This is a genomic window from Methylorubrum sp. Q1 (genome assembly GCF_004683995.1).
Lineage (GTDB): Bacteria > Pseudomonadota > Alphaproteobacteria > Rhizobiales > Beijerinckiaceae > Methylobacterium.
Map to the genome: position 1 here is coordinate 125310 of NZ_SRHQ01000009.1, position 19285 is coordinate 144594.

At 68.9% G+C, this 19285-nt stretch carries 16 protein-coding genes; 11 read left to right on the forward strand and 5 right to left on the reverse strand.

Annotated features, from left to right (window positions below; translation table 11 throughout):
• Positions 1–13: 13 nt before the first annotated feature.
• From bchL to bchF, 5 genes are read right to left on the reverse strand one after another with little or no spacing between them, the layout of a single operon-like run.
• Entirely contained in the window at positions 14–907 is an 894-nt protein-coding gene (gene bchL, locus E4V01_RS10930; protein WP_060772025.1) for a ferredoxin:protochlorophyllide reductase (ATP-dependent) iron-sulfur ATP-binding protein, read from the reverse strand.
• Positions 904–4632: a magnesium chelatase subunit H gene (locus E4V01_RS10935; protein WP_135298350.1), complete on the reverse strand. Its 3729-nt coding sequence runs from the start codon at positions 4630–4632 to the stop codon at positions 904–906. Before E4V01_RS10935 ends, bchL begins: the two co-directional genes overlap by 4 nt.
• Positions 4607–6202, reverse strand: a complete 1596-nt coding sequence (bchB, locus tag E4V01_RS10940) for a ferredoxin:protochlorophyllide reductase (ATP-dependent) subunit B (RefSeq protein ID WP_060772027.1) — start codon at positions 6200–6202, stop codon at positions 4607–4609. The genes E4V01_RS10935 and bchB overlap by 26 nt, the downstream gene beginning before the upstream one ends.
• Before the next feature lie 5 nt (positions 6203–6207).
• Entirely contained in the window at positions 6208–7476 is a 1269-nt protein-coding gene (locus E4V01_RS10945) for a ferredoxin:protochlorophyllide reductase (ATP-dependent) subunit N (protein WP_135298351.1), read from the reverse strand.
• The gene (gene bchF, locus E4V01_RS10950; protein ID WP_060772029.1) at positions 7473–7976 is read right to left on the reverse strand and encodes a 2-vinyl bacteriochlorophyllide hydratase; all 504 of its coding nucleotides are present in this window, start codon (positions 7974–7976) and stop codon (positions 7473–7475) included. Before bchF ends, E4V01_RS10945 begins: the two co-directional genes overlap by 4 nt.
• Positions 7977–8232: 256 nt before the next feature.
• Here bchF and E4V01_RS10955 point away from each other — a divergent pair, with 256 nt between their 5' ends.
• The 11 genes from E4V01_RS10955 to E4V01_RS11005 all read left to right on the forward strand — a co-directional run bounded on the left by E4V01_RS10955 (position 8233) and on the right by E4V01_RS11005 (position 19216).
• Positions 8233–9120, forward strand: a complete 888-nt coding sequence (locus E4V01_RS10955) for a B12-binding domain-containing protein (RefSeq protein ID WP_135298352.1) — start codon at positions 8233–8235, stop codon at positions 9118–9120.
• A gap of 27 nt (positions 9121–9147) precedes the next feature.
• Positions 9148–10608 carry a transcriptional regulator PpsR gene (gene ppsR, locus E4V01_RS10960; RefSeq protein WP_135298353.1) on the forward strand — a complete coding sequence of 487 codons (1461 nt, stop codon included), beginning with the start codon at positions 9148–9150 and terminating at the stop codon, positions 10606–10608.
• Positions 10609–10730: 122 nt separating this feature from the next.
• Complete coding sequence (gene chlG / locus E4V01_RS10965; protein ID WP_060772032.1) at positions 10731–11618, forward strand: chlorophyll synthase ChlG; 888 nt, start codon at positions 10731–10733, stop codon at positions 11616–11618.
• Positions 11615–12979 carry a BCD family MFS transporter gene (locus tag E4V01_RS10970; RefSeq protein ID WP_135298354.1) on the forward strand — a complete coding sequence of 455 codons (1365 nt, stop codon included), beginning with the start codon at positions 11615–11617 and terminating at the stop codon, positions 12977–12979. Before chlG ends, E4V01_RS10970 begins: the two co-directional genes overlap by 4 nt.
• Before the next feature lie 4 nt (positions 12980–12983).
• Positions 12984–14177: a geranylgeranyl diphosphate reductase gene (locus tag E4V01_RS10975; protein WP_135298355.1), complete on the forward strand. Its 1194-nt coding sequence runs from the start codon at positions 12984–12986 to the stop codon at positions 14175–14177.
• On the forward strand, positions 14174–14683 hold the full coding sequence (locus E4V01_RS10980; protein WP_060772035.1) for a TspO/MBR family protein: 510 nt from the start codon (positions 14174–14176) through the stop codon (positions 14681–14683). Before E4V01_RS10975 ends, E4V01_RS10980 begins: the two co-directional genes overlap by 4 nt.
• A 3-nt stretch (positions 14684–14686) precedes the next feature.
• Entirely contained in the window at positions 14687–15052 is a 366-nt protein-coding gene (locus E4V01_RS10985; RefSeq protein ID WP_060772036.1) for a hypothetical protein, read from the forward strand.
• 43 nt (positions 15053–15095) lie between these two features.
• Positions 15096–16691 carry a cytochrome c gene (locus E4V01_RS10990; RefSeq protein ID WP_135298356.1) on the forward strand — a complete coding sequence of 532 codons (1596 nt, stop codon included), beginning with the start codon at positions 15096–15098 and terminating at the stop codon, positions 16689–16691.
• Between the two features lie 117 nt (positions 16692–16808).
• Positions 16809–17801 carry a phosphogluconate dehydrogenase (NAD(+)-dependent, decarboxylating) gene (gene gnd / locus E4V01_RS10995; RefSeq protein WP_135298357.1) on the forward strand — a complete coding sequence of 331 codons (993 nt, stop codon included), beginning with the start codon at positions 16809–16811 and terminating at the stop codon, positions 17799–17801.
• Positions 17798–18529 (forward strand): 6-phosphogluconolactonase, encoded by a 732-nt coding sequence (gene pgl / locus E4V01_RS11000; RefSeq protein WP_060772039.1) that lies wholly within the window; start codon positions 17798–17800, stop codon positions 18527–18529. Before gnd ends, pgl begins: the two co-directional genes overlap by 4 nt.
• A gap of 129 nt (positions 18530–18658) precedes the next feature.
• The gene (locus E4V01_RS11005; protein ID WP_135298358.1) at positions 18659–19216 is read left to right on the forward strand and encodes a hypothetical protein; all 558 of its coding nucleotides are present in this window, start codon (positions 18659–18661) and stop codon (positions 19214–19216) included.
• Positions 19217–19285: the final 69 nt, after the last annotated feature.

The following is a 19285-nucleotide window of genomic DNA, read 5'->3' on the forward strand; positions in this document are numbered from 1 at the left end:
TCGCGTCCCGAGATCAGTCGAAGCCGAGGAATTCGAACAGGTCGCGGTCCTTCATCGGAACCGCCTCGCAGGGGTCGGCGCCGGACCAGAGCGTCTCGGCGAGCTGCATGTACTCGTCGGTGACGGCCTTCAGCTCCGGCGTCGGCTCCATCTCGAACAGCGTCGATTTCTTCAGTCGCGAGCGCCGCACCACGTCCAGGTCGGGGAAGTGTGCAAGGCGGCGCAGGCCCACCGCTGCGTTGAAGCGGTCGATCTCGTCGGTCTTGGCCGAGCGGTTGGCGATGACGCCGCCGAGCCGCACGCCGTAATTCTTCGACTTGGTGTGGATGGCCGCGACGATGCGGTTCATCGCGAAGATCGAGTCGAAGTCGTTGGCGGTGACGATCAGCGCGCGGTCGGCGTGCTGGAGCGGCGAGGCGAAACCGCCGCACACCACGTCGCCGAGCACGTCGAACACGACGACGTCGGTATCCTCCAGCAGGTGATGCTCCTTGAGGAGCTTCACCGTCTGCCCGACGACGTAGCCGCCGCAGCCGGTGCCGGCGGGCGGTCCGCCGGCTTCGACGCATTTCACGCCGTTATAGCCCTCGACCACGAAATCCTCGACGCGCAGCTCCTCGGAGTGGAAGTTCACGGCCTCCAACGCGTCGATGACGGTCGGGGCAAGACGCTTGGTGAGTGTGAAAGTCGAGTCGTGCTTCGGATCGCAGCCGATCTGCAGGACGCGCTTGCCCAGCTTCGAGAAGGCGACCGAGAGGTTCGAGGAGGTGGTCGACTTGCCGATGCCGCCCTTGCCATAGACGGCGAAGACCTTGGCGGTGTCGATCCGGTCGTTCGGGTCGAGCCCGACCTGAAGGCTGCCCTCCTCGCGGCGGACGGGAACCGGATTTCGGATGGCGATGTTCATGCCGCGACTCCTGCGGTGATCCTGGGCAAGGCTCCGGGCGTGACGCCCTCCAGCCGGTCCTCCAGTTCCTCCTCGGCACGGTCGAGCGCGTCGCGCATCGCCGGGTCGGGAGTCCAGAAGCCGCGGCGGTGAGCCTCGATCAGGCGGCTGGCGACCTTGGCGCAGGCCGTGGGGTTGAGCGTCGCCATACGGTCGCGCATCACGTCGTCGAGGACGAAGGTCTCGGTGATGCGCTCGTAGATCCAGGGCTGCACCGCGCCGGCGGTGGCGGACCAGCCGACGGTGTTGGTCAGGGTCGCCTCGATCTGGCGCACGCCCTCGTAGCCGTGACCGAGCAGGCCCTCGTACCATTTCGGGTTCAGCATGCGGGTGCGGGTTTCCAGCGCCACCTGCTCGTCGAGCGAGCGCACGCGCCCCTCCCCGCGGGTCTGGTCGCTGATGTAGATCGGCACCGCCTCGCCGCGGGCGCGGGCCACCGCCCGGCCCATGCCGCCGAGCCCGTCGAAATAGTGATCGACCGATGTGACGCCGAGTTCGACCGAATCGAGGTTCTGGTAGGCGAGATCGACCCGCGACAGCACCGCCTTCATCAGGTCGCGCCGGGGCGCCGGACGGCCCGACCGGTCGTAGGCGAAGCTCTTGCGGCGCGAGAACGTCTCGCAGAGTTCGTCCTCGTCATCCCAGCGGCCGGATTCGACGAGATGGTTGACGTTGGCGCCGTAGGCTCCCTCCGCGTTGGAGAAGACCCGTAGGGCCGCCGTCTCGAAGTCGCAGCCTTGCTCGGCCTGGATCGCCAGCGCGTGCTTGCGCACGAAGTTTTTGTCGGCCGGCTCGTCCGCGCTGGCCGCCAGAAAACTCGCTTCCGCCAGGAGTTTGGTCTGCAAGGGCAGAAGATCGCGAAAAATTCCCGAGAGCGTGACCACCGCATCGATGCGCGGACGGCCGAGTTGTTCGAGCGGGATCAGCTCGGCCCCGGCGAGGCGGCCGTAGCCGTCGAAGCGGGGCGCTGCGCCGATCAGCGCCAGCGCCTGGGCGATGGGGCCGCCCTCACTCTTCAGGTTGTCGGTGCCCCACAGGACGAGCGCGACGCTCTCCGGCAGTGCCCGGCCTTCCTCGAGGTAACGCTCCAGCACCCGCGCCACCTGGCGGGCGCCGTCGGCCAGCGCGAAGGCCGTGGGCAGGCGGTAGGGGTCGAAGCCGTGCAGGTTGCGCCCCGTGGGCAGGATACCGGGATTGCGCAGCAGGTCACCGCCCGCGACCGGGGCCAAGAAGCGCCCGTCGAGGGCCCGCATCAGCGCGGGCAGCTCGCTGTCGCGGGCGAGGTCGGCATCGATCCGGGCGAGGTCGGCGAAGGCGGCCCGGTGGGTCTCGTCGGCGGGCAGGCCCGCGGCGGCCAGTGCCTCGTTGAGGGACGCACCCTCGATCAGGAGCTCGATCCCGGCGCGGGCCGGCTTCAGCCCGTGGGAGGCCTCCGCCAGGGCGAGCAGGAGATCGACACGTTCCTCGCAGCCCATCCCGTGGCCGATCACGTGCAGGCCGTGCGGGATCAGCGTCTGCTCGAGTTCGAACAGGGCGGCGGCGAGCGCGGCGACGTGCGGTGCGGGATTGCCCTCCCAGGCGGGCTCGGCCGGGACCAGATCGACGGCCGCGCCCTGTGCCTGGATGACCACGGCGAGCGCCGTCCGCTCGGCCGTCGCTTCCGGTTCCAGACCGCGCCAGCGCTCGACCGAAGCCTTGAGGTCGCTCAAGCCGCGGTAGAGCCCGGCGGCGGCGAGGCTCGGCGTGAGGTAGCTCACGAGCGTCGCGGCGGAGCGCCGCTTGGCGATCGTGCCCTCGGACGGGTTGTTGGCGGCGTAGAGGTAGATGTTCGGCAGCGCACCGATCAGCCGCTCGGGCCAGCAGGACTCCGACAATCCGGCCTGCTTGCCGGGCATGAATTCGAGCGCGCCGTGGGTGCCGAAATGCAGCACGGCGTCGGCCGAGAAATCCTCGCGCAGCCAGCGGTAGAAGGCGCTGAAGGCGTGGGTCGGCGCGAAGCCCTGCTCGAACAGCAGCCGCATCGGGTCGCCCTCGTAGCCGAAGGCGGGTTGCACCCCGACGAAGACGTTGCCGAACTGCGCGCCGAGCACGAGGATGTCGGCCCCGTTGCTCTGGTGGCGGCCGGGCGCCGGGCCCCATTGTGCCTCGATCTCGGCCAGGTAGGTCTCGCGGCGGACGTGATCCTCAGCCGAAACGCGGGCGTGGACGTTGGCCGGCGTGCCGTAGCGGGTGGCGTTGCCGCCGAGAATCGTTTCGCGCAGCGCATCGACGCTGTCGGGCACGGTGACGTCGTAGCCCTCGGCTTTGAGGCCGCGCAGGGTGTTCAGCAGCGAGGCGTAGACCGAGAGGAAGGCGGCCGTGCCGGTGGCGCCGGCATTCGGCGGGAAGTTGAACAGGATGACGGCCAGGCGCCGCTCGCGCTTCGGCCGGCGCCGCAGGGACACGAGCCGATCGATCCGGGCGGCGAGCCGCTCGGCGCGCTCGGGATGCACGCGCATGTCGCGGGCATTGCCGGGGCCGGAGGCGGAGGAACGGCCGCCGAACACCATCGGCGCGGTGGCGCCGTCGAGTTCGGGGATCGCGACCATCATGGTCGCCTCGACCGGCGACAGGCCGCGGCTGCCCGCCTCCCACTGCTCGATCGTCTGGAATTCCAGCGCGTGGGCCGCGAGATAAGGCACGTCGAGCCGCGCCAGCGTCGTCTCGGCCGCCGCCGCGTCGTTGTAGGCCGGGCCGCCGACCAGCGAGAACCCGGTGAGCGAGACCAGGGCGTCGATCGCCGGCCGGCCGTTCACCGTGAAATAGGCGTCCACCGCGGGGCGGTTGTCGAGGCCGGCGGCAAAGGCCGGCACCACCGAGAGACCCTTGGCCTCCAGAGCGGCGATGACGCCGTCGTAATGCGCCGTGTTGCCGGCCAGAACGTAGGAGCGCATCAGCAGCAGGCCGACGCGGCCCCGGGCGCCCGGCATGGTCGGCAGGGCGGACAGGCTTTCGCCGACGCGGTCGGCCATCCGCGGATGGTAGAGGCCGGTCTCGGGATAATGCTGGGGCGCGGGCGCCGCGGCGATCTCCCGCCACACGGCGCGGGGGCCGGCGGCGTAGCGCTGCACGAGGAAGCGCACGAGGCTCGCCACGTTCTCGTCCGAGCCCGCGAGCCAGTATTGCAGGGTAAGGAAATAGGCGCGCACGTCCTGCGCCGAGCCGGGGATGAAGCGCAGGATCTTCGGCAGCTTGCGCACCAGCGCCATCTGCCGGGCGGCGTTGCCCTCCGCGCCCGGCTTGCCGCGCAGCCGCTTCAGGAAGTCGAGGGCCGAGCGCTTGGTCCCGCTCATGTCGAAGCGGTTGAGCTTGGTCGTGCGCACGATCTCGGAGGCCGAGAGACAACCGATCATCGCGTCGCAGCTCTCGCGGCGCGCCAGGATCGCCGGCAGGATCGCCCGGACGTGCTCGTCGAGGAACAGCATCGCCGAGAGGACGATGTCGGCCCGCGCGATCTCCGCCTCGCAAGCCCGGAGCGCGGACTTGTCCGTCTCCCACTCGGCGGCGGCGTGGAAGCTCAGCGTGAGCCCCGGCATCTCCGCCGCGAGCCGCAGGCGCGCCCGTTCCACCGCGCTCGCCAAATGATTGTCGAGCGTGACGATGGCGACGCGAATGGTGGGCCTATCGGCCGAAATGCGCCTTGGCATCGTAAAGGGTCTCGAGAGTGATGAGCGGGAGCTGCCGCTCTCGGGCGAATCGCTCGGTGTTGGCGCGGGCTTTTCCGCGCACGAAGAACGGGATCTTCTTCAGTTCCTTCTCGGCATCGGGCGCCCACGGCGCGGTGCGGACCGTATCCGCGCCGGGGATTGGGATGGGGGATGGAACGGGCGCCGACGCGAGGGGGGGAGTCTTCGGCGCCCGTTCCACGGCGCCCGCCGTCCCGCTCGGCCCGCGGCCGAGATGAGACGGGGCGGCGCCATCGTGGAATTCGGGATCTTCGCGGAACATCCCGAGGAGATGTTCCTCCAGCCCCATCATCAGGGGGTGTACGAGAGTGTCGAACAGGACGTTGGCGCCCTCGAACCCCATCTGCGGCGAGTGTCGGGCGGGAAAGTCCTGGACGTGGATCGGCGCCGAGATCACCGCGCAGGGGATGCCGAGCCGCTTGGCGATGTGGCGCTCCATCTGCGTGCCGAGCACGAGTTCGGGGGCCGCCGCCTGGATCGCCGCCTCGACGTCGAGGTAGTCGTCGGTGATCGTCGCCTCGATCCCGTTGAGCGCCGCTTCCGCTCGGACTTCGCGGGCGAACTCGCGGGTATAGGTGCCGAGCCCGACGAGCTTGAAGCCGAGTTCATGTGTGGCGACGCGGGCAAGGGCCAGCGCGTGGGTGGCGTCTCCGAACACGAAGACGCGTTTGCCCGTGAGATAGGTCGAATCGACCGACCGGCTGTACCAGGGCAGACGCGAGGGCGCGTCGGCGAGGACCGGCGCGGGATCGACGCCGGCAAGGGCCGCCACCGCTTCCACGAAACGCGTCGTCGCGCCGACGCCGATCGGCACCACATCGACGAAGGGCTGCTGGACCGTCTTTTCGAGGTACTGCGCGGCGCTGCGCGCCACCTCGGGATAGAGCACGACGTTGAAATCGGCCTCGCCGAGCCGGACGAGATCGGCGGGCGTCGCACCGAGCGGCGCAACCACGTTTACCGCGATCCCGAGGCCGTCGAGGAGGCGTCGGACCTCGATCAGGTCGTCGCGGTGGCGGAAGCCGAGGGCGGTGGGGCCGAGGATGTTACAGGCGGGGCGCCGCCCTTCGCGAGGCGAACGCTCGGCCGGCGATCCTGCCAGGGCGCGGACCAACCGGTAGAAGGTCTCGGAGGCGCCCCAGTTTTCCTTCTTCTGATAGGCCGGCAGCTCCAGCGGAATCACCGGGATCGGCAGGTCGAGCGCCTTGGCGAGGCCGCCCGGATCGTCCTGGATCAGCTCGGCCGTGCAGGAAGCGCCGACGATCATTGCCTGAGGCTGGAAGCGCGCGTAGGCGGCGGCGACCGCATCCTTGAAGATCGCGGCCGTGTCGCGCCCGAGATCCTGAGCCTGAAAGGTGGTGTAGGTGACCGGCGGGCGCTTGGCGCGCCGCTCGATCATCGTGAAGAGAAGGTCGGCATAGGTGTCGCCCTGGGGGGCGTGCAGCACGTAGTGCAGCCCCTCCATCGCGGTGGCGACCCGCATGGCGCCGATATGTGGCGGTCCCTCATAGGTCCAGACGGTGAGCTGCATGGCCGCTACACCTCCAGCCGGGTGCGCCGCTCGAGCGGGCGCGCAAACAATTCGGCGAGGTCGCCCGCCTGCTCGTAGCCTTGGATCGGCGTGAACAGCAGCTCGATCGACCACTTCGTGGTCAGCCCCTCCGCCTCGAGCGGGTTGGCGAGGCCGAGGCCGCACACGGTCAGATCCGGCCGGGCGGCGCGGCAGCGGTCGAGCCCGTCGTCGAGGCTTTGGCCCTCCACCACGGCGGTGCCGCTGGGGAGCCATTCGAGTTCGGCGGCGAGGTGGCCGCGATGCAGATAGGGCGTGCCGACCTCGATCAGTTCGGCGCCCATCTCCCGCGAAAGGAAGCGGGCGAGCGGCACTTCGAGCTGTGAATCGGGGAAGAAGAACACCCGCTTGCCGGCGAGCTTTTCGGCGTATGCGGCCATGGCCTGGCGGGAACGGCGCAGGCCCGGCGCCGTCACCGCCTCGAAGCGGGCGGCATCGACGCTGAAGGCCTCGGCCGCCGCGCGAAGCCACTCGGTCGTGCCCTCGGCACCGAGCGGGAACGGGGCGGCGATGCGCTGACCTCCGCGCTCGTCCAGGGCGCGCGCGGTGTCCGCGAGGAAGGGCTGGGCCAGGAGAAAGCGCGTGCCGCGTCCGACCGGGGGCATCTGGCCCGCCCGTCGCGCCGGCAGGAAGCGGGCAGCGATGCCGAGATCGGAGAACAACCGGGCGAACTGGTCCTCGACCACGTCGGCGAGCGCGCCGACGACGAGGAGTTCATCCGTTGCCGCCGCCTCGGGCAATTCCGGCACGAGCGAGGCGAGGCAGGCATCCTCGCCCTGCGTGAAGGTCGTCTCGATGCCGGAGCCCGAATAGTTCAGCACCCGCACGTCCGGGGCGAGCCGCCGCGACAGTCGCTGTGCTGCCCGCGACAGGTCGAGCTTGATGACTTCCGAGGGACAGGAACCGACGAGGAACAGCAGCCGGATGTCGGGACGTCGCTCGATCAGCCGCGTCACCACCCGGTCGAGTTCCTCGTTCATGTCGGCGAGGCCGGCGAGATCGCGCTCGTCGATGATGGCGGTGGCAAAGCGCGGCTCGGCAAAGATCATCACGCCCGCCGCCGACTGGATCAGGTGGGCGCAGGTGCGCGAGCCGACGACGAGGAAGAACGCGTCCTGGATCTTCCGGTGGAGCCAGACGATTCCGGTGAGGCCGCAGAACACGGCCCGCTGGCCGTGCTCGGCGCGCACCGAGACGCCGCACTCGGTGGCGGGAAGGGGCGCGTGCGCGTTCACCGGGCCACCTCACCTGCGAAAGAGAGGTTGGCCGGGGTTTCGAGCCGCGCCGCCCGGAGCTTTAGGAGGAACTGGCCGGCATTGATGAGGTAGGTGGCGTAGGCGGCGAGCGCGAGGACCAGCAATCCCTGCGTATCGAGCCAGCCGAGGCCGAGTGCGGCGAGATAGGCCGTGTGCAGCGCCAGCACGAGCATGCTGAACACGTCCTCCCAGAAGAAGGCCGGCGCGAACAGGTAGCGGCCGAACACGACCTTCTCCCAGATCGAGCCCGTGACCATGATCGCGTAGAGTACGAGGGTCTTGACGACGACGGAGGCGTTGGCGGCCGCAGCGCCCTCACCCGTGGCGAGCGTGCGCAGGACGAGGCCGAGACTCACCGCGAAGACGAGAAACTGCAGCGGAGCCAGAATCCCCTGCACCAGCGTCCAGCGCGACGCGTCGCGCCGCTGACGCTGAGCGCTCGTGTAGAGCGGTTGTTGCCGGCCCTGGTGCTGACGCATGGCGTCCGCCCTCGCTCGTCCTTCGGCCCCGTCTTCGGAGACCTCGATGCCCCGAACCTAGGCCTGGCCGCCCAAAAGTGTCAATCCAACTTGACGCTCGTTCCAAATTACATTTCCGCCGACTTGGACGGAACCGGGGATTGCCAATCCTCGGCGGAAGCGTATCGTTGGGATACACGCGTCCGTTGCCCTGGTGCCGATCAGCGAATTAAGTTGCACGCTGCATCCACAGAGCCGCATCCTCAGGGAGACGCCCATGGGCGACTGGAGGCATTTCGGCGAGCGTCTCGAATTTCCCGCTGTGGCACCGGAATGCGGTGTCGTGGCCGAGCCGCTTGTCCCCTCGGCGTTCGAGCAGCAGCCCGACGGACTCGGGATGCGCCGACAATTGGCGAGCGTGGTCGAGGCGGAGATCCTGCCTCGGCTGATGCTGGCTCACCGTGAACGGGCGACGCCTCGGCCCGCGATCGTCGGGCACCGGCCGACACCCGAGGAAGTCCAGCGGCTCAGCGACCTGCTGCTCGCCCGCACGGACACGGATCTCGCGCCCCATCTCCTGCGTATCCTCGACGAGGGGCTGACCCTCGAAGGGATGCTGGTCGATCTGCTGGCGCCGGTGGCACGGCATCTCGGGTGGCTCTGGGAGGAGGATACCTGCGATTTCGTGGACGTCACCGTTGCTCTCGGGCGCCTCCAGGCGGCGACGCGCGAACTGTGCGCGCGGCTGGAGAACGACGCGGTCGATCCCGCGGGGCGCAGCATCCTCTTGTTGCCGGGTCCGGGCGAGACGCATGTTTTCTGTCTGTCGCTGGTCGCGACCATCTTCCGCGAATCGGGGTGGGACGTGACCACCACCGGCGCCCATTCGAGCCTCGACGCGGCGGATCTCGTCCGCATGGAATGGTTCGACATCCTCGGGCTGACGCTGTCCTGCGACGTGTTCTTGCCCGCCCTCACGGATCGGATCCGTGCGCTGCGGGCCGCTTCGTGCAATACGCGGATCAAGGTCCTGGTCGGTGGCCCCTATTTCGTCCGGAATCCTGATCACGTCCGCCTTGTTGGCGCGGATGGCACAGCGGAAGATGGGCGTCTTGCACCGCTCATTGCGGAAAGCTTGCTTGAAATGCGGACGCGAGCCTGTTGATAAGGGCGCTTTCAGCGCCATCACGAAGTGTTGACCTTGAGCAGCTTGGCGAGCCCTTCTCCCCGGCGCCCCACCCCGGCGCTGCAACAGGCAGCCGGTCTCCTCGATGGCGAGGCGGCCGGGTTGCTGATTGCTGCCACCTCCGATCTCTCCCTCGTGGTCGATCATGACGGTATCGTTCGCGATACCATGGCCGGCCGGGCCGATCTTGAAGGACAGGGCATCGAATCCTGGCTCGGGAAGCCCTGGATCGACACGGTCACAATCGAGAGCCGGCCGAAGATCGATGCGCTGCTGCGCGATGCGGCGCCCGGTACGATGACCCGCTGGCGGCAGGTCAACCACCCCTCTCCCACCGGCACGGACCTGCCGATTCGCTACGCCACGCTCCGTCCGCGCAAGGATGGGCCGATCATCGTGGTCGGGCAGGATCTGCGGACGATCGCGGCGCTTCAGCGGCGTTTGGCCGAGACGCAGCAGGCGCTGGAGCGGGATTACGACCGCCTGCGCACCGCCGAGACCCGCTACAAACTGCTGTTCCAGCTCTCCGGTGAGCCGGTTCTCGTGGTCGATTCCGGCACACGGCGGGTGACGGAGATCAACCCGGCAGCGATGCGGCTGCTCGGCCGACCGCAGAAACGCGTGATCGGCCAGGACGCGGCCGACCTGTTCGACGCGGGCAGCCTGCGGGACTTGCAGAGCTTGTTTGCCGGCCTGCGCGTCACCGGGCAGGCGACGGATCTCGTCGCGCCGTTGGCCGGCGGCCGGGGCGACGTCCGGGTCTCGGCCTCCCTGTTTCGCGGTGAGGGCGCGACCTCGGTGCTGTTGCGCCTCGCCACACTCGTTCCGGCAGCGCCGGAGCGCGTCGAGTTCGGACGTGGCGCGCTCGACATCATCCAGCGGATGCCGGAGGGCTTCGTCGTCACGGACGCCGCGCGCCGTATCCTCACCGCCAACACCGCCTTTCTCGATCTCACCCAGCACGCGACCGAGGAACAGGTCCGTGGCCGAACCCTCGACAATTGGCTCGGCCGTGGGGAAACGGACGCGCTCGCGCTGTTCGCGATGCTGCGCGACCACGGCTCGGTGCGGCATTTCTCGACGGCGATGCGCGGCCAATACGGCTCCATGGAGGAGGTGGAGGTTGCCGCCGTCTCCACCTCTCACGCCGATCAGCCCTGTTTCGGCTTCACCGTCCGCGCGACACCGCGGCGTGCGGCCCCGGTTCACGCTGGCGGCGGGCACGACCTGCCCCGCTCGGTCGAACAGATGACCGAACTCGTCGGGCGCGTCTCCATGAAGGCCCTGGTGCGCGAGACGACCGACCTCATCGAGAAGCTGTGCATCGAGGCCGCCTTACGAATCACGCGCGACAACCGCGCTTCGGCGGCGGAGATGCTTGGCCTGAGCCGTCAGGGTCTCTACGCGAAGATGCGCCGCTACGGCATCGGTGATCTTGACGGCAACGACCCTGAGTTGACCTCTTAGGTCATTCCCCGGCGATCGGCGCTATAATGCATTAGTCAAAAACGGGTGACATCGCGATCTTATTTTCGGTCGTGTGTAAAGCTTGATTGACACGTGCGGCTGGGCGCCGGTAGCTTTTGAGCATGGCAACGCCCGCACCGAGCGCCATCGTCGAGCTTCTCAAGCCCATCACGTGGTTCGCACCGATGTGGGCGTTCGGCTGCGGGGTCGTCTCCTCCGGCCAGACGCCATCCGGGCAGTGGCTGGTCATCGCCGCGGGCGTGCTTCTCGCCGGGCCGTTGGTCTGCGCCACGAGCCAGGCCGCCAACGACTGGTTCGATCGCCATGTCGATGCCATCAACGAGCCTAACCGGCCGATACCCTCAGGGCGCATTCCCGGCCGGTGGGGCCTGTATCTCGCCGCCGGCTGGACAGTCCTTTCGCTGGTCGTCGCCGCGATGCTCGGACCCTGGATCCTCGGCGCCGCCCTGTTCGGCCTCGTGCTCGCTTGGATCTACTCGGCGCCTCCGTTCAGGCTGAAGCAGAACGGCTGGTGGGGCAATTCGGCGGTGGCGCTCTGCTATGAGGGGCTACCCTGGTTCACCGGCGCCGCGGTGATGGCCGCTTCGATGCCTGATCAGCGGGTGCTTCTCGTCGCGCTGCTCTACTCGGTCGGCGCGCACGGCATCATGACGCTCAACGACTTCAAGTCGGTGGAGGGGGACCGGGCCATGGGCCTGCGCTCGCTGCCGGTGCAGCTCGGCTCCGATCGTGCGGCGCGCTTCGCCTGCCTCGTCATGGCCCTGCCGCAGATGGTGGTGGTCGCGCTCCTCCTTCATTGGGAACGTCCCTGGCATGCCGCGTTGATCGGCGCCCTGCTGGTGGGGCAGCTCGCCCTGATGACGCATTTCCTGAAAGCGCCCCGCGCCCGCGCCGCTTGGTACAACGGCACCGGCACGACGCTCTACGTTTTCGGCATGTTGGCCTCGGCTTTCGCCCTGCGCCCGCTCGTGCAAGGGCTGGCGCCATGACCCGTACGCCCGCCGTCTCTCGATCGTTCTCCTGGCTCCAGATCGTTCGGCTTGGCCTCGTCCAGACCGCGCTCGGAGCGGTCGTGGTGTTGATGACATCGACCATCAACCGGGTGATGGTGGTGGAACTGGCGCTGCCCGCGATCGTGCCCGGCGTCCTCGTCGCCCTGCACTACGCCACGCAGGTGCTGCGTCCGCGCTGGGGCTACGGCTCCGATGTCGGGGGGCGGCGGACGCCGTGGATCGTCGGCGGCATGGCCGCACTCTGCCTCGGCGGTTTCGGTGCCGCGGCGGCGACGGCGCTGGCGGCGAGTCACCTCGCCGCCGGCCTCGCACTCGCCGTCCTGTCCTTCCTGCTCGTCGGCATGGGTGCGGGTGCGGCGGGCACCTCGCTCCTCGTCCTCCTCGCGACCGGGGTGGAAGCCGGGCGCCGGGGCGCGGCGGCCACCATCGTCTGGGTGATGATGATCGCCGGCTTCGCCGTCACCGCGCCGCTGGCCGGCCACTTCCTCGATCCGTTTTCGGGCGCGCGGCTCGTCGCCGTGTCGGGCACCGTCTCCCTCGTCGCCTTCGCCGTGTCTCTGCTGGCGGTGGGCGGCATCGAACCGCCCCGCCCCGAAGCCGCGGCCGGCCGGGCCGAGACGAAGCCGCTGTTCCGCGCGGTGCTGGCACAGGTGCTGGCCGAGCCCGCGGCCCGGCGCTTTACCCTGTTCATCTTCGTCTCCATGCTCGCCTACAGCGCGCAGGAACTGATTCTTGAGCCCTATGCCGGCCTCGTCTTCGCGATGTCGCCGGGAGCGACGACCAAGCTCGCCGGGCTTCAGCACGGCGGCGTGCTCGCCGGCATGCTGTTCGTGGCCGGCGTCACCGTGTTCATCGGCGGTCCGGTGCTGGGTTCGCTGAAGCTCTGGACGACCATCGGCTGCGGACTCTCGGCGCTGGCGCTCGGGACGATCGCTGCCGGCGGACCGCTCGGGCCCGACTTCCCCTTACGCGCGGCGGTGGCGGGCCTCGGCTTCGGCAACGGCGTCTACGCCGTGTCGGCGATCGGATCGATGATGGCGCTGGCCGGGCGCGGCGGCGAGGCCGAGCGCGGCACCCGCATGGGCGTCTGGGGCGCGGCGCAGGGCGTCGCCTTCGGTGTCGGCGGCTTCCTCGGCACGCTCGCGGTCGATCTCGCCCGCCTCGTCGCCTCCGAACCGGTCTACGCCTACGCGGCGGTGTTCGTGGCGGAAGGCATCCTCTTCCTCGTCGCCCTGCTGATCAGCCTGCGCGTCGAGCACGTCACCGTCGGCCGGCGGCGCAACCCGCTGACCGAGACGGCCTCCTTCCAGCTCAACCCCGGCTTCGAGGCGCGGTAACACCATGGCAGACCACGACGCTTCCGAAACCTTCGACGTCGTGGTGGTGGGGGGCGGCCCCGCGGGGGCGATCGCGGCCGCCGACCTCGCCGCCACCGGGCGGCGGGTGCTGCTCCTCGACAAGGCGGGGCGGATCAAGCCATGCGGCGGTGCGATTCCGCCGCGGCTGATCCGCGACTTCGCGATTCCCGACGCGCTCCTCGTCGCCCGTATCCGGTGTGCCCGGATGGTGGCGCCGAGCGCGCGCTCGGTCGACATGCCGGTCGGCGACGGCTTCGTCGGCATGGTCGATCGCGAGCATTTCGATCCGTATCTGCGCGAGCGAGCAGCGCTTGCCGGGGCGGATCTGCGCGACGGCCTGTTCGAACGCATCACCCGCGAAAGCGCGGGGCTCGCCCTAGTGCATTACCGCTCCGGCAAAGGCGGCGAGGAGCACAAGGTGCGGGCTCGCCTCATTATTGGTGCCGACGGTGCGACTTCCAGCGTCGGACGCGCCGAAATTCCGGGGCATGCCCGGATGCGACAGGTCTTCGCCTATCACGAGATCGTCCGTCGCCCCGCGGATGCCGGGCACGACGGCGCACGCTGCGACGTCTACTACCAGGGCCGCCTCTCGCCGGATTTCTACGCCTGGATCTTTCCGCACGGCGAGACCGTCAGCGTCGGCACCGGCAGCGCCCGAAAGGGCTTCTCCCTGCGATCGGCGATCCGCGATCTGCGCGCCGATACCGGCCTCGATGCCTGCGAGACGATCCGCCGGGAGGGCGCTCCGCTTCCGCTCAAGCCGTTGCGGCGCTGGGACAACGGACGCGACGTGCTGCTCGCGGGCGATGCGGCGGGCGTCGTCGCGCCGGCTTCCGGTGAGGGCATCTACTACGCGATGCTCGGCGGCCGCCTTGCCGCGGAGGCGGCGGGCGCCTTCCTCGCGACCGGCGACGCTCGCGCCCTCGCCCAGGCGCGAAAGCGGTTCATGCGGCTGCACGGACGCGTCTTCTGGATCCTCGGGATGATGCAGTGGGTCTGGTATCGCAGCGACAACCTGCGGGAGCGCTTCGTCTCGATCTGCAAGGACAAGGACGTCCAACAGCTCACCTGGGACTCCTACATGAACAAGGAACTGGTGCGCGCGAAACCCGCCGCGCATGCACGGATCTTCGTCAAGGATCTCGCGCACCTGTTCCGCTGGGTCTCGCCGTGAGCGGCCTGCTGGTCGGCGGCTGGGGACCGCCTGTCGTCGCCGCCCTCGTGGCGCTCGCCGTCGCGGTGGCGGGCGGAGTCGCGACCCGGACGGACGCTTGGTATCGCCGCCTGCGCGTCCCCGGCTGGAAGCCGCCGGACTGGGCTTTCGGGCCGGTCTGGACCGTGATTTTCGCTCTCACCACCGTCTCCGCGATCATCGCCTGGAACGGTGATCCGAACCCGGCCGCGCGGGGCCGGCTGGTCGCGGTCCTCGCCGTCAACGGCGTGCTCAACATTGCCTGGAGCGTGATCTTCTTCCGGCTGCGTCGGCCCGATTGGGCCTTCGCCGAGGTGCTGCTGTTGTGGCTCTCCATCCTCGCCGTAATGGTCACCATCGGTCAGGTCTCGACGCCTGCAGCCCTGCTCAACCTTCCCTACCTCGCCTGGGTCAGCGTCGCCGCCTGCCTGAACCTCACGATCGTCCGGCTCAATCCGCGCTTCGGGCCGCGCTTGGGGAGCGCGTGATCCGTGGACGGGTTCTTCGCGCCGCTCTTCGCCTCCGGGCGGATCGTCGATGCCATCCTCGTGCTGGTGGCCCTGGAGGCGCTGCTGCTGCTCGCCGTGCGCGCCCGCTGGGGCCGCGGCCCGGCACCGGGGCCGCTGCTGAGCAACCTCGCCTCCGGCGCGGCGCTGATGCTGGCCCTGCGGGCGGCGCTCACCGGCGCGGCATGGCCCGGCGTCGCGGCTTGGATGGCCGCGGCACTGGCCGCGCATCTCACCGAAATGGTGATCCGCTTTCGTCGTGACGGAGCGACGGATTCGCCGGACTGTGACACGTTGGCAGGGAACAACCAAAAGTGGCGAACGTTCGGTGCGCGTCCGCCGATGACTTAGAACGACGCTTCATCGAGGCCTTCGACATCTGGAGATCGGGTTCATGACACGCCTCACCGCCTTGGGCTCCGGTTGGCTCGCCGTCGCCGCCCTCCTCTCGGTCGGCACGGCTCATGCGCAGGAGGCGGATGCCGATCTGATCAAGCGCGGCGAATACCTGGCGACGGCGGGCGATTGCACCGCCTGCCACACCAAGGCCGGCGGCAAGTTCATGGCCGGCAATTATAAGCTCGATACGCCGATCGGGGCGATCAAGACCCCCAATCTCACGCCGGACGACGAGACCGGCATCGGCAAGTGGAGCTACGAGACCTTCGAAAAGGCATTCCGTCACGGCATCGGCGACGAGGGTGAGTATCTCTACCCGGCCTTTCCCTTCTCTTGGTACACCAAGGTTTCGGACGACGACACGAAAGCGATCTTTGCTTACCTCAAGTCGCTGACGCCGGTGAAGGAGAAGCGGGAGGACAACGAGATCCCCTTCCCGTTCAACGTCCGCACCGCCCTGATCACGTGGCGCACCGCCTTCTTTACCGAAGGGCGTTTCGAGCCCGATCCGAAAGCCAGCGCGGAGGTGAACCGCGGCGGGTATCTCGTCGAAGGCCTCGGCCATTGCGGCATGTGTCACAACGAGCGCAAGCTTGTGGGTAATTCGAGCCTGGCCGGCCGGTTCGGCGGCGGCGTCATCGACGGCTGGTACGCGCCCAACATCACCCCGGACGGGCATCAGGGTATCGGTGCCTGGAGCGACGAGGAGGTCGTCAGCTACCTCAAGACCGGTACGGCCCCCGGCAACCGGCCGGGCGTGGCCGCCGGACCGATGCGCCAGACCATCGAGGAATCGCTCTCCAAGATGACCGAAGCCGACCTGAAGGCGATGGTCGTCTATCTGCGCACGATTCCCGCCAGGCAGACCTACAAGGAGAAGGATCTTCAGGCCTTCAACCAGCCGGGCGCGCCCGGGGCGGACACCTACCTGACCTACTGCTCTTCCTGCCACCGTCCGGACGGCAAGGGCGTCGAGGGCGCGATTCCAGCACTGGCCGGCAACACCTCGATCCAGTCCGGCGGCCCCGAGACCATCATCAACGTGATCCTCGGCGGTCTCGCCGCCCAGAGCGGCTATGCGCCGATGCCGGCCATCGGCCAGGAGATGACCGACCAGCAGATCAAGGACGTCACCGACTACATCCGCAATTCCTGGGGCAACAAGGCTCCGGTCGTGGCCGAGTCGGGTGTCGTCGCGACCGCGCGTGGGAATATCAAGACGATGTTGGCCGGCAACGCGCCCTGCTCGACCATCGAGAACGAAGCGCTCAAGGCCAGTATCGAGGAGGCCACGGGCGGCGACGCGCTGAAGGGGCTGAAGCCGAACGATTTCGTTCCGGTCCTCGCCCGCATCGCACCGAAAGTGAAGGCCGCCGCTCCGGAGGCTGGCGACGACGGCGTGGTCAACGGCCTGCTCTCGGCCTTCTGCAAGGCGAATCGCAGCGACCAGGATGCGGAGCCGCTGCCCTGGTCGGCGACCATCGGCTCGTTCGGCAACGTTGCCTACAGCCAGGTCAAGAATCCGGAGAAGCGGGCGGAAGCGAGCCCCGACCAGCCGCCGGCCTCGGGGGTGACACCGCCGAAGCCTTGATTCCGGTTTTTACGCCCTACCATTGGCAGGTGCGGTCACCCTTCCCTAACGGGCGAAGGGTGAGCCGCGAGGGATCGCACGACGGATCCCGATTGTCCCCGATGGGAGTGCGCGCCTATGCAACTCGGCATGATCGGCCTTGGCCGGATGGGCGGCAATATCGTCCGCCGCCTCCTGCGCGACGGCCACACGGCCGTCGTCTACGACCGCGATCCGAAAGCGGTCGAAGCATTGGCTGCCGAGGGGGCGACGGCCGCCTCCAGCTTGGAGGATCTTGCCGCCAAGCTCGAAGCGCCGCGCACCGCCTGGGTGATGCTGCCGGCCGGCCAGATCACCGAGGAGACGGTGACCGCGCTCGGCGGCCTCTTGAGTGCCGACGACTGCATCATCGATGGCGGCAACTCGTTCTATCAGGATGACGTGCGCCGGGCTCGCGACCTCGACGCCAAGGGTATCCACTATATCGATGTCGGCACGTCCGGCGGCGTGTGGGGGCTCGAGCGCGGCTATTGCATGATGATCGGCGGCCACAAGGATGCTGTCGATCGGCTCGACCCGATCTTCCGCACGCTGGCGCCGGGACTCGGCGAGATCCCGCGCACGCCCGGCCGCGAGGCGCGCGATCCGCGCGCCGAGCAGGGCTACATCCATGCCGGCCCGAGCGGCGCCGGGCACTTCGTGAAGATGATCCACAACGGCATCGAGTACGGCCTGATGCAGGCCTATGCCGAGGGCTTCGACATCCTTCGCCATGCCAACGCGCCCGAGATTCCCGAGGCGCGCCGGTTCGAGCTCAATCTCGGCGACATCGCCGAGGTCTGGCGGCGGGGCAGCGTGGTCTCCTCCTGGCTCCTCGATCTGACGGCCGCCGCCCTGGCGGGCGACGAGCGACTCGAAGGATTCTCCGGTTACGTCGAGGATTCCGGAGAGGGCCGCTGGACCATCAATGCGGCGATCGAGGAGGCCGTGCCGGCCACCGTCCTCTCCAGCGCCCTCTACCGCCGTTTCCGTTCACGCGAGGATGAGAGCTACGCCGACAAGCTTCTCTCGGCGATGCGTCAGGGCTTCGGAGGCCATAAAGAGCCGCCGCGCCGGGGGCCCGCCCCATGATTTCGCTGCCCCCGAACACCGAGTTGATGGCGGATGCCGAGTCGACGGCCCGTGCGGCGGCCGAGCATCTAGTGGCGATGGCCGAGAGTGCGGAGGGGGAGCGCATCGCGATCTGCCTCTCCGGCGGCTCGACCCCGAAGCGGCTCTACGCGCTTTTGGCCTCTCCCGGCTTTGTCGAGCGGGTGCCGTGGACGCGCATCCACTGGTTCTTCGGCGACGACCGGGTGGTGCCGTGGGACGATGCGTTGAGCAACGTCCGCATGGTTCGAGAGGCGTTCGGCCATGCCGCGCCGGTGCCGGCGACGCATCTTTACTTCATTCCCTCCGATCACGGAGCCGAGGCCGGCGCCCGCGCCTACGAGAAGACGCTGCGCGATTTCTACGGGGCTGGCGAGCTCGATCCGGAACGACCGCTGTTCGATCTCGTGCTGCTCGGCCTCGGCAGCGATGGCCATACCGCCTCGCTTTTTCCAGGCAAGCCGGCCGTCGCCGAGCGCACGGCCTGGGTCGCGCCGGTCCCCGAGGCGGGAATGGAGCCGTTCGTGCCACGCATCACCCTGACCTTTCCGGCTCTGGCCTCCTCTCGCTCGGTGCTGTTTCTCGTCAACGGCGCAGGCAAGCGCGAGCCGCTGCAACGGCTCGCCGACGGCGAGGATCTGCCGGCGCGGCATGTCGAGAGTGCCGGGCGCGTGACATGGTATGTCGATCGCGACGCGGCCGCAGCCTGACCCGCGGCGGAACGGTTCGCCCGCTGACCGGCCGCGATACGCCCTCTGCGGCCGGCGCATACGCCTCATTTCCGACGTCGATCTTACCCGTGTATGAACGGCCGACCCTCGTTCAACCGGAGTACTCCGATGGTAGGAGCCGAACACGCCGCCTTGCGGGATCCCTGGCCGCAGCTGCGTCAGCCGCGCCCCGTTCTGCGGCGTGGCCGTATTCTGCCGGGGCCACTGAAGTCGGTCGAACGGCGCGGCCCTAGGCCGGTCTGGGCGGTGAGCGTCGGCGTGGTGGGCCTCTCGCTCGTCGCGACCTGGGCGATCGCATCGCAGATCCGTTCGAGCCCCGCCGACGCGCCTCACATCACCGCTGCGCCGGTTGCCGAGTCGCTTTCGGACGTCTCGCAGCCTGTCCGCATCGTCGGCGCCGCGCTGTCACCGCAGGTCGCGCCGGCGCCCGAGCCGGTTGCGGTCGAGACGCCGTCCTCGGCGTCGCCTGCTGTCGAGGCTTCCGAAGAGAGGCCGCGGGCCGCCTCCGTGGCGGCTGCACCGGCTCCGAAACCCGTCGCTGCCCTTCCGGCCGAACTCGGTACCTTGCCGGTTCTGGAACTCGACGAGTCGACGTTCGACGCGATGCAGGTTCCGGCTCTGGAGAACCCCTCCCGCACGAGTACGCGGGCTCCTGCAAGGCCGTAAAACGCCGAGCCCGAGAACAAGGACGCCCCCGATCGCGACGCGAGCGGGGGCGAATTCGTGTGAGAGGTC